The 14,487-nt window shown below is 63.8% G+C and carries 15 protein-coding genes and 1 pseudogene; 8 read left to right on the forward strand and 8 right to left on the reverse strand.

Annotation, left to right across the window (positions count from 1 at the left end):
* Window positions 1-57: 57 nt before the first annotated feature.
* On the reverse strand, window positions 58-663 hold the full coding sequence (locus VSR82_RS32970; protein WP_429461182.1) for a septal ring lytic transglycosylase RlpA family protein: 606 nt from the start codon (window positions 661-663) through the stop codon (window positions 58-60).
* Between the two features lie 646 nt (window positions 664-1,309).
* On the opposite strand from VSR82_RS32970, the gene VSR82_RS32975 reads away from it, so the two are divergent.
* The 3 genes from VSR82_RS32975 (at window position 1,310) to VSR82_RS32985 (ending at window position 3,132) form a co-directional block, all read left to right on the forward strand.
* On the forward strand, window positions 1,310-1,954 hold the full coding sequence (locus tag VSR82_RS32975; RefSeq protein ID WP_429461184.1) for an MBL fold metallo-hydrolase: 645 nt from the start codon (window positions 1,310-1,312) through the stop codon (window positions 1,952-1,954).
* Window positions 1,951-2,583: a 3'-5' exonuclease family protein gene (locus tag VSR82_RS32980; protein WP_368583275.1), complete on the forward strand. Its 633-nt coding sequence runs from the start codon at window positions 1,951-1,953 to the stop codon at window positions 2,581-2,583. Before VSR82_RS32975 ends, VSR82_RS32980 begins: the two co-directional genes overlap by 4 nt.
* Before the next feature lie 90 nt (window positions 2,584-2,673).
* Window positions 2,674-3,132: an Lrp/AsnC family transcriptional regulator gene (locus VSR82_RS32985; RefSeq protein WP_012431468.1), complete on the forward strand. Its 459-nt coding sequence runs from the start codon at window positions 2,674-2,676 to the stop codon at window positions 3,130-3,132.
* A 63-nt stretch (window positions 3,133-3,195) separates the two neighbouring features.
* Here the strand turns inward: VSR82_RS32985 and VSR82_RS32990 are convergent, their stop codons facing one another.
* On the reverse strand, window positions 3,196-4,479 hold the full coding sequence (locus tag VSR82_RS32990; protein WP_429461187.1) for a cation diffusion facilitator family transporter: 1,284 nt from the start codon (window positions 4,477-4,479) through the stop codon (window positions 3,196-3,198).
* Here VSR82_RS32990 and VSR82_RS32995 point away from each other — a divergent pair.
* The gene (locus VSR82_RS32995; protein ID WP_498858437.1) at window positions 4,378-4,611 is read left to right on the forward strand and encodes a hypothetical protein; all 234 of its coding nucleotides are present in this window, start codon (window positions 4,378-4,380) and stop codon (window positions 4,609-4,611) included. The genes VSR82_RS32990 and VSR82_RS32995 overlap by 102 nt on opposite strands.
* Before the next feature lie 152 nt (window positions 4,612-4,763).
* Here the strand turns inward: VSR82_RS32995 and VSR82_RS33000 are convergent, their stop codons facing one another.
* A complete protein-coding gene (locus VSR82_RS33000) occupies window positions 4,764-5,066 on the reverse strand; it encodes an H-NS histone family protein (RefSeq protein WP_008921239.1) in 303 nt (100 codons plus the stop codon).
* Between the two features lie 395 nt (window positions 5,067-5,461).
* Complete coding sequence (locus VSR82_RS33005) at window positions 5,462-6,124, reverse strand: HugZ family pyridoxamine 5'-phosphate oxidase (RefSeq protein WP_429461189.1); 663 nt, start codon at window positions 6,122-6,124, stop codon at window positions 5,462-5,464.
* 250 nt (window positions 6,125-6,374) lie between these two features.
* On the opposite strand from VSR82_RS33005, the gene VSR82_RS33010 reads away from it, so the two are divergent.
* Complete coding sequence (locus tag VSR82_RS33010; protein WP_368583272.1) at window positions 6,375-7,589, forward strand: MFS transporter; 1,215 nt, start codon at window positions 6,375-6,377, stop codon at window positions 7,587-7,589.
* A gap of 105 nt (window positions 7,590-7,694) precedes the next feature.
* Here the strand turns inward: VSR82_RS33010 and VSR82_RS33015 are convergent, their stop codons facing one another.
* The gene (locus VSR82_RS33015) at window positions 7,695-8,840 is read right to left on the reverse strand and encodes a branched-chain amino acid ABC transporter substrate-binding protein (protein ID WP_429461191.1); all 1,146 of its coding nucleotides are present in this window, start codon (window positions 8,838-8,840) and stop codon (window positions 7,695-7,697) included.
* Window positions 8,841-9,291: 451 nt separating this feature from the next.
* Window positions 9,292-10,016: pseudogene (locus VSR82_RS33020) on the reverse strand (NAD(P)H-dependent flavin oxidoreductase); the annotation flags it as partial.
* A gap of 139 nt (window positions 10,017-10,155) precedes the next feature.
* Between VSR82_RS33020 and VSR82_RS33025 the strand changes: the two are divergent.
* Both VSR82_RS33025 and VSR82_RS33030 read left to right on the forward strand, forming a co-directional pair.
* Window positions 10,156-10,854, forward strand: a complete 699-nt coding sequence (locus VSR82_RS33025; RefSeq protein ID WP_013088117.1) for a dienelactone hydrolase family protein — start codon at window positions 10,156-10,158, stop codon at window positions 10,852-10,854.
* 198 nt (window positions 10,855-11,052) lie between these two features.
* A complete protein-coding gene (locus VSR82_RS33030) occupies window positions 11,053-12,609 on the forward strand; it encodes an amidase (RefSeq protein WP_429461194.1) in 1,557 nt (518 codons plus the stop codon).
* A 123-nt stretch (window positions 12,610-12,732) separates the two neighbouring features.
* Here the strand turns inward: VSR82_RS33030 and VSR82_RS33035 are convergent, their stop codons facing one another.
* On the reverse strand, window positions 12,733-13,044 hold the full coding sequence (locus VSR82_RS33035) for a high-potential iron-sulfur protein (RefSeq protein WP_368583269.1): 312 nt from the start codon (window positions 13,042-13,044) through the stop codon (window positions 12,733-12,735).
* On the opposite strand from VSR82_RS33035, the gene VSR82_RS33040 reads away from it, so the two are divergent.
* Window positions 13,043-13,168 (forward strand): hypothetical protein, encoded by a 126-nt coding sequence (locus tag VSR82_RS33040; protein ID WP_368583268.1) that lies wholly within the window; start codon window positions 13,043-13,045, stop codon window positions 13,166-13,168. The genes VSR82_RS33035 and VSR82_RS33040 overlap by 2 nt on opposite strands.
* A gap of 8 nt (window positions 13,169-13,176) precedes the next feature.
* Here VSR82_RS33040 and VSR82_RS33045 read toward each other — a convergent pair whose 3' ends face one another.
* A complete protein-coding gene (locus VSR82_RS33045; protein WP_368583267.1) occupies window positions 13,177-14,283 on the reverse strand; it encodes an NAD(P)/FAD-dependent oxidoreductase in 1,107 nt (368 codons plus the stop codon).
* Between the last annotated feature and the right edge of the window lie 204 nt (window positions 14,284-14,487).

Below are 14,487 nucleotides of genomic sequence, written 5' to 3' on the forward strand. Positions count from 1 at the left end.
GCTTGTCTACAGATGGTTGGTTCTGCCGACGCGGCATCACCGGCGCGTCACGTCACATCACTTGTTCGAATCCGAGTTCGACGCGAGCGTCTCGTTCAGCTCGGCGCGCGCTTCCTGCTGCGTGAGCCCTTCGATCTTGACCCGCGCGGTGCCGCTGTGGCGCATGTCGAGCATGCCGGCGGCCGCCATCGACAGGTCGATCACGCGGCCGCGCGCGTACGGACCGCGGTCGTTGATCCGTACGATCACCGAGCGCGAATTGGCCGGATTGGTCACGCGCACGTAGGAGCCGAGCGGCAGCGTACGATGCGCGGCCGTCAGGGCGTGCATGTCGTAACGCTCGCCGTTGGCGGTGCGGCGGCCGTGGAAGAAGCGCCCGTACCACGACGCGCGTCCGATCTGATGGAAGTCCGGCACATCGACGCCATCGTCGGTGAGCGGCTTCGCATCAGCCAGCGACGACGCAGGCGCGTTCGACGTGCTCGGGCTCGAGGCCGGCGCGCTACCGAACGATTGAGGTCCGAAAGAACTCAGGTGCACGTTCTTCGTACGTTGCGGCGTGTCGTTCGCGGACGTGTCGCTCGCGCCAGGAGGCGTGGCGCAACCGGCCAGTACAAAAAAGGCAAAAAGAGTCCCTAGACCACGGGATAGCCGAGTTTTCATAAGACGTGCAAACACATAGTCGAGCCGCGTCACCCGCGAAACTGCTGGGCATGTTGCTTGCGGCTCCGGCGGTAGGGACGACGACGCGCCGCGCGAAAAAGCGCAGTACGTCAAAGCCCGGATACGGCTGACTCAGCCGCTACCGCACGGTTAATTTTCACGTCTGGCGCAACCTGTCCCCGGCAGCCTGACCAGACCCCACATGCCGCCAATTGAACGTGGCAAACACGTTCTTGCGCGCGCAACTCAGCGCGCAGGAACGGCGGCGTAGGCCCCACCCAGCGTCACGGAGGTTAATTCCGTAGCAGGCGCGCGGCGCCTGGCTGGGCAAGACGTGTGCATCGAACGCATCGATACTTGATGGCCATCGGCATGCCGACAGCCCTTACTTGAATAGCGAGCGGCGTCCCCGTTTTGTGGGGATGCGTCGCCTTGTGGCTGCACAACTCTTGTGCATGGACTCCATTATACCCAAAAAAAATTTTGGGATGGCGAGCGCCCCCAATCCTTGATCAATCTTCACATTTATCGCAAAAATGGCCCTACCACAGGCGCAACAGTGCCATGCGTAAGCCTCGTCGCATCGGCGACGGAGACTGTCGCGAGGCCGGTACAATCAACGTTTTTCCAGCGCGTCGTTCCAGCCATGAAAGTCACCCTGATCCCAGTCACGCCGTTCCAGCAGAACTGCTCGTTGCTCGTTTGCGAGACCACGGGGCGCGCGGCCGTCGTCGATCCGGGCGGCGACCTCGACGTGATCCAACGTGAGATCGCGCGGCAGAACGTGACCGTCGAGAAGGTCTTGCTGACCCATGGCCACATCGATCACTGCGCCGGCGCGAAGACGCTCGCCGGCCATTACGGCGTCCCGATCGAAGGTCCGCATCCCGACGAACGCTTCTGGCTCGACAAGCTGCCGGATCAAAGCACGCGCTTCGGCTTCCCGGCCGCCGATGCCTTCGTGCCGAACCGCTGGCTACAAGACGGCGACACCGTGCAGTTCGGCGACGAAACCTTCGAGGTCTACCACTGCCCCGGCCACACGCCGGGCCACGTGGTCTTCTTCAGCCGCGCGCACCGGCTTGCGCTGGTCGGCGACGTGCTGTTCGCCGGCTCGATCGGCCGCACGGATTTCCCGCGCGGCAACCACGCGGACCTGATCCGCTCGATCCGCGACAAACTTTGGCCGCTCGGCGACGACGTCACGTTCGTGCCGGGCCACGGCCCAACCTCGACGTTCGGCGCCGAGCGCCGCACGAATCCCTACGTCGCCGACGGAGTGGGCGCATGAGCAGCGAAATCTATGTCAGTACCGACGTCGAAGCGGACGGCCCCATTCCAGGCCCGCATTCGATGCTGAGCTTTGCATCCGCCGCGTACACAGAGGACAAGCGGCTGATCGCGACGTTCTCGGCGAATCTCGAACTACTCGAAGGCGCGGCGCCGCATCCAGTGCAGGAAGCGTGGTGGAAGACCCAGCCGGAAGCATGGGCGGCTTGCCGCCAGGATTTGCAGAAGCCCGAGGCCGCCCTGAGCGCCTATGTCGACTGGGTCGAGGCGCTGCCGGGCAAGCCGGTGTTCGTCGCGATGCCGGCTGGCTTCGACTTCACCTATATGTTCTGGTACATGATGCGCTTCGTCGGCCGCTGCCCGTTCTCGTGGTCGGCGCTCGATATCAAGACGCTCGCGTTCGCGATGACCGGCCTGCCGTACCGCAAGAACATCAAGCCGCGCTTTCCGAAACATTGGTTCGACGAGCATCCGCACACGCACGTCGCACTCGACGACGCCATCGAGCAGGGTGCCCTCTTTTGCAACATGCTGAAGGACTTGCGCGCGCGTCAGCCCGAGCTGCCGGGGGACGGCAAGGATGATGGGGACGGCTCAGGGCAAAACGCCGCTCCGGACCCGGTAAATTAGGCAATCTCGCTCGCGAGAGCCGTTTTACATTGCGTTTCGTTTTCGCGCCCTCTACCATTCGTTGATACGGCGACGCTAACGGAGGCGCAGTTGACACTCGATACGTTCTCACAGAAGATCCTGCGCCTGCTGCAGCTCGACGCACGCCGTTCCGTGCAGGAAATCTCCGACCAGGTCGGGTTGTCGAGCACGCCGTGCTGGCGGCGCATCAAGGATATGGAACAGTCGGGCGTGATCCAGCGCTACACCGCGCTCCTCGATCGCGAAAAGCTCGGCTTGCACGTGTGTGCGCTCGCGCATATCCATCTGACGCGTCACACCGAAGGCGGCGTCGAGCAGTTCGAGCGGGAAATCGCTACCTGCCCTGAAGTGACCGAGTGCTACAGCACGACCGGTGAATCCGATTACATCCTGAAGATCGTCGCGCCGGACATTAAGGCGTACGACAGCTTTCTGCACGAACGCATTTTCAAGATTCCGGCCGTTGCGCAGGTGCGCACGAGCGTGGTCCTGCGCGAAATCAAGTTTGATACGCAGTTGCCGTTGTGACGGATGCCGCTGCCGCGGGCGGCATGGAAGTTCGCGGTTTCGGGCGTCCGAAACTCGCCAAACTCAGTCGGCGTTGTGAGGCTCGCTGGCGGTTGACCGACCGGCGGGGGCCGCGCCGGTCTTGAGCTCCGCCGTCGAACCGCCTTGCGCGGCAGAGATATCCCGTTGCAGCAGCACGTCGAGGTTGCGTGCGCCGAGACGACGCTTGAGCGCCGCCAGATCGACGCGGCCGAGCGACTGCGCCTCGCTCTCCAGCAGACGAGCGGCTTCGGCGCCCTCCGCAGTACACCCTTCAGCAGACCCCGCCGCCGGCAACACAACCTCCACATCGAGCCCGGTGCTCAGGTAGTGCAGATTCACCGCAGCGGCCCGCAGGCCACCGGCAGCCAGCGCCGCGTCGACCTCGGCGGTCACGCGCTCACGCGGTGGCAGATCGACCGGTGGATGCGCGAGCGCGTCGTTTTCCGGGTCAACGTGGATCAGCGCGTCGAGCACGCGCTTGTCGGTCAGCACACGCAGACGCGCCGACTCCGCGATGTAATGACCTTCCGACACCGAAATCATCGGATCGACGAGGATATGCGCGTCGACGAGCGCGAAATCGCCCGTCTTGCGCGTGCGCATTTCGTGCACGTCACGCACGCCCGGGGTGGACATCAGCAGCGCGCGCATGTCGGCGGCGGCGGTTTCGTCGAGCGCGCGGTCCGACAGATCCTGTAGCGCGTCCCAACCGAAGGTCCAGCCCATGCGCGCGACCATGAAGCCGACGATAGCCGCCGCGATCGGGTCGAGCAACCGCAAGCCGGCCAGACTGCCGACCACGCCGATCCCCACCACCAGCGACGACGCCGCGTCCGAACGGGCGTGCCATGCGTTCGCGATCAGCATCGCGGAACGCACCCGATTCGCCTCGCTCAGCATGTAGCGAAACAGCGCTTCCTTCGAGACCAGTACGAGCGCCGCGACCGCGAGTGCGCTGATATGCACGGCGGGGATATTTTGTAGATCGGCGAGCCGCGTACCGGCGCGCCACAACATACCGACGCCGACCGAGATCAGCAGCGCGCCGAGAAATAAGGACGCCACCGTCTCATAACGGCTATGACCGTAATTGTGATCGGCGTCGGGTTTGGCCCCGCTATGCCGATTGGCAATCAGCACGACAAAATCGGAAATCAGATCGGCGAGCGAATGGATACCGTCGGCAACCAGCGCCTGCGAGTGCGCGATCGTGCCGATGATGATTTGCAGCGTCATCAATACGGTATTGACCGCAATACTCGCAAAGGTACTCTTGCGTGCAACGCGTTGTTTCTCGGCGGTTTGGGCGATCGCGGCGGACGACATGCTGAAAAGGCGGAAAGGTTAATTGTTGTTATTGTACCCGCCACAATTCGCTTGCGCAGGGAAGCCCAAGAAAAAACCTTTTTAAATCAGTCGCTTATCGAAACGAAAAGCATTCGCGTTCCAGTTGCCTGAAGTGCATGCGCCAGAAAACGGGCGCCGCAAATGACAAAACCGCGCCCTGAACGGTGCGCGGCTTTCTGAGATTCAGCAGCAGGCTATAAACGCGGTGGATTGCCAGTATTCGCATTACGTGCAGGCAACCCTTACCGTCCGCCGGATCGCGATTACTTCTGGATCAGAAACTTTTCGCGATCAAGCCCTGCGATCCAGCGCGGCGGTTTGCCGCGACCGGACCACGTGCTGCCGCTTTCGGGATCGCGATATTTAGGTGCGACGCCTGCGCGCGGCCGGCTCGCTTTAGCGCCCTTGGGTGCGCGGCCGCCGCCGAGTTCGCTCAGCGAAATGCCATAGTCGGCCATTTTCTGCTTGATTTCATTCAACACTTCCGCGTATTCGCGCGACTTCGCTTCTTCAATCTGCTTTTCGAGCTTCTCGCGCTGCGCGAGTAGTTCCTTGTAGGAAGACATAGGTTCCCTTGTGGTATGGATAAATGACGCCGGTCTTATGCCGACTCGCCTTTGAAGGTTTCATGCCTCGGAATTTGATGGCGAGATTAACACAAAATAGAAAGGCTGGATAAGCGCCTGGAAAAAATTAATTTAAATTCGTTTCAAAAAGTTTCCTGCGCCGCTTCTGGGTCGGACTACGGCCTTTCAAATCGCTGATTTCGCACGCCGCTGAAAAAATGCCGCCGATTCGCATATTGATCCGATTCAACTATCAGAAAATGAGACCCGAGGCGCCCATTGCACATGAAACATTTCACGGCATGAAAGCTTTGACTGGAATAAGCACGCCTTTTGATACAAGTGTCCCTCCCTCGCGACTGGCGCAGGCTTGTTTTTCGATAAACGATAAATGCTTAATTCGCATGCCGCTCGATGCAGACTTCGAGCGCCGCATGCAATGTCCCGGAATCGGACCGCGCGTCATCGAATGCGAAACGGCGGCGCACGCCGTTGCGTTTCAGATCGGCGCCATAACGATCGACGCCCAGCAATTCGATGTCGCCCGCGCGACTGAGCCGGCGGCCGAACTCCGCGATCAGCGCGTCCTCCTCGCTGGCGGCAAGCGGTGGCAGCGGATCGAGTTCCGCGCCGTCGAGCCAGCCCATCGCGCCGAAGCCGCCGATGTAGCGCAGCCGCTCGATCTCCATGATCCAGAAGGTGAAATCGCCCAACGCCAGATAGCGCTCCGCGTCCGGGTGATAGCGCAGGTAGCGCCGCAACAGTTCCGGGCTCGAGTCGACCGGCTCGAAACGGCCGAGCAGCGTCACGCGCTGGCCGCCCAGCACGTCGCCATCGGGTGCGTCGACGGCCAGGAAACCGGCGCGCGGATCGGCGTTGAGATTGTGCGTGTGCTCCGCGAGCCGGCTCACGAGGATCGTCGGACGATGCTGCGCGTCCGGCGCGAACGGCAGCACCGACGGATACGGAAAGCCCTCGGGCTGGCGAGCGTGCGTGGCGAGCGTGCCGACCGCGGCCGTGTGCAGCAGATGCAGCGGAGCGTGAGCGGGAATGTTCAACTGAGCGTTCCTCGGTGAAAGAAAAAACGAACGGACAGCGGTGAGCGGCGCAAAAGCCGTCACGCGCAGCATTTCAAAGACAACTGCGGCGCACCAAAGCATGACATCCAGCAATCCCGCTTCGTTGCATCCACTGCCCATCAATCGTATGCGCCCGATCCCACGGCTCCAAGCGTTAGCCACCACGCTTCGATAAAATCGGAGATCCGCTTTCAATGCGCTTTCTCGCGCCCTCCGCCCCGAGACCTCCGTGCCCGATCACCACGCCTCCGAATTCGCCGTCCTCCCGGCCGCCCATCGCGACCTGTCCGTCACTGCACGCCAACGCGCACGGATCGCCACGATGGCGCTGTTTTTCATCGCCGGCATGATGTACGCGTCGTGGGGCGTGCACGTGCCGACGGTGCGCGACCGCTTCCATCTGGATCCGGCGATGCTGTCGTTCGCGTTGTTCGCGGTGGCGGGCGGATCGATCGGCGCGATGGTGACCAACGCGTCGTGGATCGCGCGGGTCGGCACGCGCCGCGCCTGCCTGGCCGGCGGACTCGCGATGGCCGCCTGCGCGGCGCTGATTCTGGTCGTGCCGGCGTACTGGATTCTGCTGGTCGTGCTGGCCGTCTTCGGCGCCGGCATGGCCACGCTCGACGTCGCTATGAACGCCGAAGCGAGCGCCGTCGAAAAGGCGCTCGGCAAACCGATCATGTCGTCGCTGCACGGGATGTTCAGCCTTGGCGGCATGTTCGGCGCGGCGGTCGGCGGGGCGCTGCTGTCTCGCGGCATGGCGCCGGCGCTGCATCTCGCGCTCGCCGCGGCGGCCAGCGCGCTCGTGCTGGTGCTCGCATGCCCGTCGGTGCTGCCGCACGTGCCGCACGCCGAGCATCCCGATGCCGCGACGCCGCGTGCGAGCCGCTGGCGCTCGCCGGCGCTATGGGCGCTCGGCACGATGGCGCTGGTCGCACTGATTGCCGAAGGCGCGATGTACGACTGGGCCACGGTCTATATGCGCGATGTCGTGCTCTCGACGCCAGCGCTCGCCAGCGCCGCCTACGCGGCGTTCTCCGGCGGCATGGCGGCCGCCCGTTTTGCCGGCGACGCGGTGCGCGCCCGCTTCGGCGCACCGCAGCTCGTGATGATCAGCGCGACGCTCGCCTGCGCCGGGATGGTCGACGCGCTGCTGCTGCCGAATCCGGTGGCCGCGCTCGCCGGCTTTGCGCTGATCGGCCTGGGCCTCGCGAACATGATGCCGGTGCTGTTCGCGGCGGCGGCGAGCGTGAAGGGTATCCACGCGGCCGAGGGGCTCGCGCACGTCGCGGGACTGGCCTATTTCGGCTTGCTGCTCGGACCGGTGATCATCGGCGCCGTCGCGCAGGTGACCAATCTGACGATCGGGCTGTCGGTCGTCGCGGTGTGCGCCGCGATGATCGCCTTCGCCGGGCCGAAGGTGCTGCGGCGTTTGAAGATCTGACAGGCGCGGTGATCAAAAGAAAAGGCACGCAAGCCTCGCGGCCCACGTGCCTCTCAAGCAGCGAATCGAAGTGCGGCGCAAACGCCGCCTTCGATCACACCGAATTTACATCTTGACGACGTCGAGCAGCGTCTTCTTGCCTTGCTTGTAGTTGTACAGCGAGATCACGCCGTGCTGCAGGTCGCCCTTCGAGTCGAACGTCGTTTCGCCGATCACGCCCTTGTAGTCGGTCGCCGGCATCGCTGCCAGGATCTTCGCCGGATCGGTCGAGTTAGCGCGCTTCATCGCGTCGACGATGATGTATACCGCGTCATACGTGAACGGCGCGTAAATCTGGATCGGCTGACCGAAGCGCTTCTCGTACTTCGTTTCGAACGCCTTGCCGCCCGCCATCTTTTCGAGCGCCATGCCGGCTTCCGAGCAGACGATGTTGTCGGTTGCGTCGCCGGCCAGGTCCGACAGCTTGTCGGTACACACGCCGTCACCTGCCAGCACCTTCGCGCGCAGGCCGAGCTGCTTCGCCTGCTTGGCGAACGGGCCACCGGTTGCGTCCATGCCGCCGTACATGATCGCGTCGGGATTTTCACCCTTGATCTTCGTCAGAATCGCGCGGAAGTCGACGGCCTTGTCGTTCGTCGCGTCGTGCGACACGACGTTCAGACCGAGCGCCTTCGCCGTCTTCTCGAACTCGTTCGCCAGACCCTGGCCGTAAGCGGTCGAGTCGTCGACGATCGCGACGCTCTTCACCTTCATGCCCTTGGCCGCGTAGTTCGCGAGTGCCGGGCCTTGCTGAGCATCGGTCGCGACGACACGGTAGGTCGTCTTGAAGCCTTGCTGCGTGTAGGCCGGGTTCGTTGCCGACGGCGAGATCTGCACGATGCCCGCATCGCTATAGATCTTCGATGCCGGGATCGAGGTGCCCGAGTTCAGGTGGCCGACCACGGCGACGACCTTGTCGTCGACGAGCTTCTGCGCAACCTGCGTAGCCGTACGGGGGTCGGCCGCGTCGTCCTGCGCGTCCAGTTGCAGCGTGACCTTCTGGCCGCCGATCGTCAGACCCTTCGCGTTGATTTCCTCGACGGCGAGACGCGCGCCGTTTTCGTTGTCCTTGCCCAGGTGAGCGATACCGCCGGTCAACGGCGCAACGTGACCGATCTTGACGACCGTGTCGGCTGCGGCCGATGTTGCCAACGTCGCGAACAGCAGAGCGGCAGCGCTGATCGGCAACAGCTTTTGAATTTTGATGTTCATGTAAGTCTCCAGTTTCGGTCAAAACAACGTAATCGCCCTGTGCCCCGCTTCCCCTACACGTGTCGCTCAGTCCCGTGGACGACCACGCCGGTTGCATCGTTCATGCACTTGGCCAGCACGTTTACCGGACTGTTTGTGACAGTTGGCAAACCGTACTTGCGCGCAAGTGTAGGCCAACAAATTAATTTGCGGGAATTTTTTGAGAAAGTGGGAACAACACTAATAGCGCAGTTCGTACGCGAGCCGCTCGCGGCCTGGGTGAGCGAGCCGAAAAGCCCCAGCCCATGCGGGTTTCCGCTAATTGGGAAGTTTCTCCGCAGGCGCGGATTTAGTCTTTTTCCGGGTTCTGTCACATAAGATTCGAAGGGTTTTTCAACTCAAAAATGTGGCGTGCAGCACAGGAATGTGACAGCGGTAAAAAACTTAAATCAGTCTTAAATCGGCCACGCAATCAACGCATGAACTCGGCGATTCGCGCGGAGGGCGCTCGCCATTCCCGCTCGAGCTGCGTCATCAGTTCAGTCGCGCCGATTGCTTCGGCGCGCCGCGCTTTGCCGCTGCGCCTGCGTCAACGCGTTTTGCACCGGATACGGCGCGGTGCTTTCCGCCGATTCGCGCAAACGTTGCATCAACGGATTGCGGATGCCGCGCGCGTGACGGCCCGTGATCGCGCGCGTCACCGTGGTCGGCGTATCGGACATGCCGCGCACGCGGGTTTTCCATACCTCGGCGATCGCGTTCTCGCGGGTGGTCAGAAATGCGATGCCCATCATCGCGGTTTGCGCGCCGAGCGCGCGTGCCGCGACGATGCCGCGACCGTCCATAATGCCGCCGGCCGCGAGCACCGGCAGCCCGGTCGCGTCGACCAGTTGCGGCACGAGCGCCATCATGCCGACCAGCGCATCTTCGAATACGCCGATGAACGTGCCGCGATGCGCGCCTGCTTCTGCGCCCTGCGCGGGCGACGGCATCGGCGCCCGCATCGCGCCACGCGACACCTTCGGCACATGCGTCGCAGTCCCAACTACATAGCTGCCGCTTTGCATGCAAACGCTCGACGTCAGCCGCCGATAACGGCCCGAACGTAAAGCCGGCGACCGCCCCACGCAATTCGATCAGTGCCTCCAGCTGTGCGCGAAAGTCAGGCGCATAGTGCGCGAGCGGCTGCCGCATCGGCCGCGAAGTCCCCGTCCCGCCTCACTGCAAGCCGGTTCTTTTGATGGCAAACTAATCGCCCGTTGCAGGGCCGCGTGGCCTTGAGCGTTTCGTACACACCGACCTCGCGCGGCGTTCGCGCGAGTCAATGGAGAACAACATGAGCACGACTTCCCGATGGATCGACATCCCGGCCGGCAACGACACTTTCGGCGGCTACCTCGCGCTGCCGAAGGGCGGCAAGGGGCCGGCCGTCATCATCATTCAGGAAATCTTCGGCGTGAACAGCCATATTCGCTCGGTCGCCGATCAGTACGCGCAGGACGGCTATGTCGCGCTCGCCCCGGACGTATTCTGGCGCGTGCAGCCGCGCGTCGAGTTGACGTATGAGGGCAAGGATCGCGAAAAGGGCATCGAACTGATGCAGAAGACCAAAGTCGACGACGCGGTCGCCGACATCGGCGCCGCCGCGGCCGCCTTGCGTGCGCTGCCGGAAGTGACCGGCAAGGTCGCGGCGATCGGCTACTGCTTCGGCGGCCGTCTCGCCTATCTCGCCGCGGCGGCCGGTTCGGTCGACGCCGCTGTCGCCTACTACGGCGGCGGCATCCACAACCATCTCGACAAGGCCGCGAACGTCAAAGTGCCGATGCAGTTCCACTACGGCGAGCTCGACGCGCATATTCTGCCGTCGGACATCGGCCAGATTCAGGAGCGCTTCGCGGGTCGCGCCGACGTGCAATTCAACATCTACCCGAACGCGGATCACGGCTTCAACTGCTCCGATCGTGCGTCCTACAACCAGCACGCGTCGGCATTGGCGCATGGCCGCACGCTGACGTTCCTCGGCGAGCGGATGTAATTCGCGGAGCTCACGCATATAGAGTGAGCATCCGAATTCACATCAGTCACGTCGGCGCTCAACTCAGGTACTCTGTGGAAGACGGCGTGTCAGCCGACACGCCGTCTTTTCACATGCGCGACGCCGAGCGGAGCAAACGCGAAATCGAGCGAAACGACGCTGTCGCGCGTGCATGGCCGGCCGCAAATTCGACGCAGCATGCCAACCGACCGCGAGGGCTCAACCGACGTGCTATCAGACTATCTCGCTCATGACGCCATCGGCCTCGCCGAACTCGTGCGCACACGCCAGGTTAGCGCGCGCGAACTGATCGACGTCGCGATCTCGCGCACCGAGGCCGTCAATCCGGCCATCAACGCAGTCGTCCTGAAGGACTACGATGCGGCCCGCCAGCGCGCGTCACGCGACGACGCAAATCGCGCGAAAAGCGTCGACGGTGTGAACGGAACGGAGAACTCCTCCGCTCACGCCGCGCTCGCCGGCGTGCCGTTCCTGATCAAGGATCTCGGCGCGCCCGTGGCGGGGCTGCGCATGGCCATGGGCAGCCGACACTACCGCCACTTCATTCCGACGCAGGACGCGCCGGTCGTTGCGCTCGCGAAAGCGGCGGGTCTGAACATCTTCGCAAAGACCAGCACCTCAGAGCTCGGCCAGATGCCTTATACGGAGCCCGAACTATTCGGCGCGTGCCGCAATCCGTGGAATCTCGATCACACGCCGGGCGGTTCGAGCGGCGGCGCCGCGGCGGCGGTCGCCGCCGGCGTGGTGCCGCTCGCGCATGCGTCGGACGGCGGCGGCTCGATCCGGATTCCGGCGTCATGCTGCGGACTGTTCGGCCTGAAGCCGTCTCGCGGTCGCGTGCCGCGCGCGGCGCAGGCCAGTGCCGGCGAACTCGGCATCGATCACGCCGTATCGCGCAGCGTGCGCGACAGCGCATTGCTGCTCGACCTGCTGGCGGGCAACGCCGAACGGCCGGCCGGCGCCCCCGGCACCTTTCTCGGCGCGACCCGCGAGCCATGTAAGCCCCTGACGATCGCCTACGTGACCGAGCCGATGCTCGCGCCGTCGTTATCGGCCGATGCCCGCGCCGCGCTCGACGACGCCGCGCAACTCGCGAGCTCACTCGGCCATCGTCTGGAGCCGGTGACGCTCGGCGTCGATTTCGCGGCGGTCCGTCATGCGTTCCTGACGCTGTGGTCGGTGACTGCCGAAGACCTCGTGCTGAACGCGGAGCGCATCACCGGGCACAAGCCGGCGCGCGCCGAGTTCGAAATTTCGACGTGGGCGATGGCGCATGTCGGCCGCAAGATCGGCGAACAGGGGTTGCCGGCCGCGCTCGAAGAACAGCGGCGCATCACCGCACGTCTGACCGATCTGCTGAACCGCTACGACGTGCTCTTGTGCGCGACGCTCGCGTCCGCGCCGATCAAGATCGGCGAGATGCGGCCGAGCTCGGTCGAGCGCATGCAGATGCGCGCGGTCACCACGATGCCGCTGGAACGATTGATGAAGAGACTGCTGTTCGAAGCGTCGAACAAGGCATTCGCGTGGGCCGGCTGCACGGAGCTGTTCAACCTGAGTGGCCAGCCGGCGATGTCGGTGCCCTTGTACTGGAACGCGCGGGGGCTGCCGATCGGTGTGCAGTTCGCCGCGCGTGTCGGCGGCGAAGCGACGCTGTTCAGACTCGCCGCGCAACTCGAGGCGGCACGGCCGTGGTTCGACAGGCGCCCGCCATTGATGAAAGCGCGCCGCTAAAACATCCAGCGGCGCGCTGCAATCCGCATGCGGCGCAAAACGCCACGATGCACGCAGTCGCGGGATGCGCAGCAATGTCGCCGCGCATCCCGCGCAAAGCCTGCACATCGAACACAGGCTCGATCAGGTCTTCTTGTTATAGGCGCTGCACCAGCCCGTGGCCGCGACCTGTTTGCCCGCGAACATCGGGCAGCCGCCGTAGGCATCGCCTGCCTTGCCCTGGAAGAAGCTGCAGTTGCTGCATTGCTGGCCCGGCTGGAATTTGGCGAATTTCGCCTTGTCGACCTTGCTCGCGTCCGCCTTGTAGCCAAGCGCCTGCGCGGTCGGATCGGTTTCGGAGACTTTCGGCGCGTCGGCGAACGCCTGGCGCGACAGTGCGAGTGTCGATGCCACACCGATGCTGGTGATCAAAAACGTACGACGGGAAGATCTCATGGGGACTCACTCCATTTATATTGGAATCAACGCCGTTCTGATGACAGCGTTCGCCAAGGATAGCAACGAAGCCGTCTCCGGTGATATTCCAAATGCTGGAGATAAGCAGTTCGGTACGGTGTAACCGCGGCTTTACGCGCGCCCCGCCAGCTCGCAGACCCGCTGCGCGATCGCCAGCGATGCCGTCAGACCCGGCGACTCGATGCCGAACAGATTGACGAGCCCCCGCACGCCATGCGCGGCCGGCCCCTGAATCACGAAATCGGCGGCGGGTTCACCAGGACCTGAAAGCTTCGGACGAATCCCCGCGTAAGCCGGCTGCAATGCGTTATCGGGCAAGGCCGGCCAGTACGCGCGAATCGCCGCATAAAACGACTCCGCGCGACGTGGATCGACGTCGTAATTGATCGCGTCGACCCACTCGACGTCGGGACCGAAACGCGCCTGGCCGCCGAGATCGAGCGTCAGATGCACGCCGAGGCCGGCCTCGTTCGGCATCGGATAAATCAGGCGGCTGAACGGCGCGCGCCCCGAGATGCTGAAGTAATTGCCGCGCGCGAAGTAAAGCGGCGGCACGTGGCGCGGGTCGAGCCCGCGAATCTTGCGCGCGAGCGCGTTCGCATGCAGACCCGCGCTGTTAATCACGCAGGCGGCGCTGATCGTGGTCGGCGCCGCACCGCCGACCGCGATCGTGAAGCGGCCGTTGTGAGCCTCGATCGCCTCGACCGGCGCATGAAACGCGTACACGGCGCCGTCGCGCTCGGCATCGCCTTGCAGCGCGAGCATGTACTGATGACTATCGACGATCCCCGTCTGCGGCGAAAACACCGCCTCCACGCATTCGAGCGCCGGTTCGAGCGCCTGCGCCTGATCGCCGGTGATGCGCATCAGGTCGAGCACGCCGTTGTCGCGCCCTTTGGCCATGATGCTTTCGAGTTGCGGAATCTGGTTGCGCGACGTCGCGACGAGCAGCTTGCCGCAGCGCGAATGCGGCACGTTGCGCTCGGCGCAGTAGTCATACAGCATTTCGCGGCCGCGCACGCACAGCGTCGCCTTCAGCGATCCGCGCGGATAGTAGATGCCCGCGTGAATCACTTCGCTGTTGCGTGAACTCGTGCCCACGCCGATCGCGTCGGCGGCCTCCAGCACGATCACTTCGCGCCCGCGCGCCGCGAGAGCGCGCGCCGTCGCGAGGCCGATCACGCCGGCACCGATCACTACACATTCGATTTGATCCATATCCGTTGACGCGGCGCATCGCGCCGCGCGCTGCCTCGTTCAGCCGATGGAAGGAAGACAGGAACGGCACCTCGCCGCCGCGTTCCGTTCATTGTCGAACGTATCTGTCCGCTGGGTCTGCTTATGTCTTTTTATCACCCCCACGGAAAATTGTACGACTCGGTACAGACAGAACTGACAAACGCTCGTGCGCATCGACCAGGT

It is taken from the genome of Burkholderia sp. JPY481, assembly GCF_038900515.1.
GTDB classification, from domain to species: Bacteria; Pseudomonadota; Gammaproteobacteria; order Burkholderiales; family Burkholderiaceae; genus Paraburkholderia; species Paraburkholderia youngii.

Coding starts and splice junctions, on each gene's coding strand:
- VSR82_RS32970 (WP_429461182.1), bottom strand. CDS start 663: ATGAAAACTCGGCTATCCCGTGGTCTAGGGACTCTTTTTGCCTTTTTT.
- VSR82_RS32975 (WP_429461184.1), top strand. CDS start 1,310: ATGAAAGTCACCCTGATCCCAGTCACGCCGTTCCAGCAGAACTGCTCG.
- VSR82_RS32980 (WP_368583275.1), top strand. CDS start 1,951: ATGAGCAGCGAAATCTATGTCAGTACCGACGTCGAAGCGGACGGCCCC.
- VSR82_RS32990 (WP_429461187.1), bottom strand. CDS start 4,479: ATGTCGTCCGCCGCGATCGCCCAAACCGCCGAGAAACAACGCGTTGCA.
- VSR82_RS33000 (WP_008921239.1), bottom strand. CDS start 5,066: ATGTCTTCCTACAAGGAACTACTCGCGCAGCGCGAGAAGCTCGAAAAG.
- VSR82_RS33015 (WP_429461191.1), bottom strand. CDS start 8,840: ATGAACATCAAAATTCAAAAGCTGTTGCCGATCAGCGCTGCCGCTCTG.
- VSR82_RS33025 (WP_013088117.1), top strand. CDS start 10,156: ATGAGCACGACTTCCCGATGGATCGACATCCCGGCCGGCAACGACACT.
- VSR82_RS33030 (WP_429461194.1), top strand. CDS start 11,053: ATGCCAACCGACCGCGAGGGCTCAACCGACGTGCTATCAGACTATCTC.
- VSR82_RS33040 (WP_368583268.1), top strand. CDS start 13,043: ATGGGGACTCACTCCATTTATATTGGAATCAACGCCGTTCTGATGACA.
- VSR82_RS33035 (WP_368583269.1), bottom strand. CDS start 13,044: ATGAGATCTTCCCGTCGTACGTTTTTGATCACCAGCATCGGTGTGGCA.
- VSR82_RS33045 (WP_368583267.1), bottom strand. CDS start 14,283: ATGGATCAAATCGAATGTGTAGTGATCGGTGCCGGCGTGATCGGCCTC.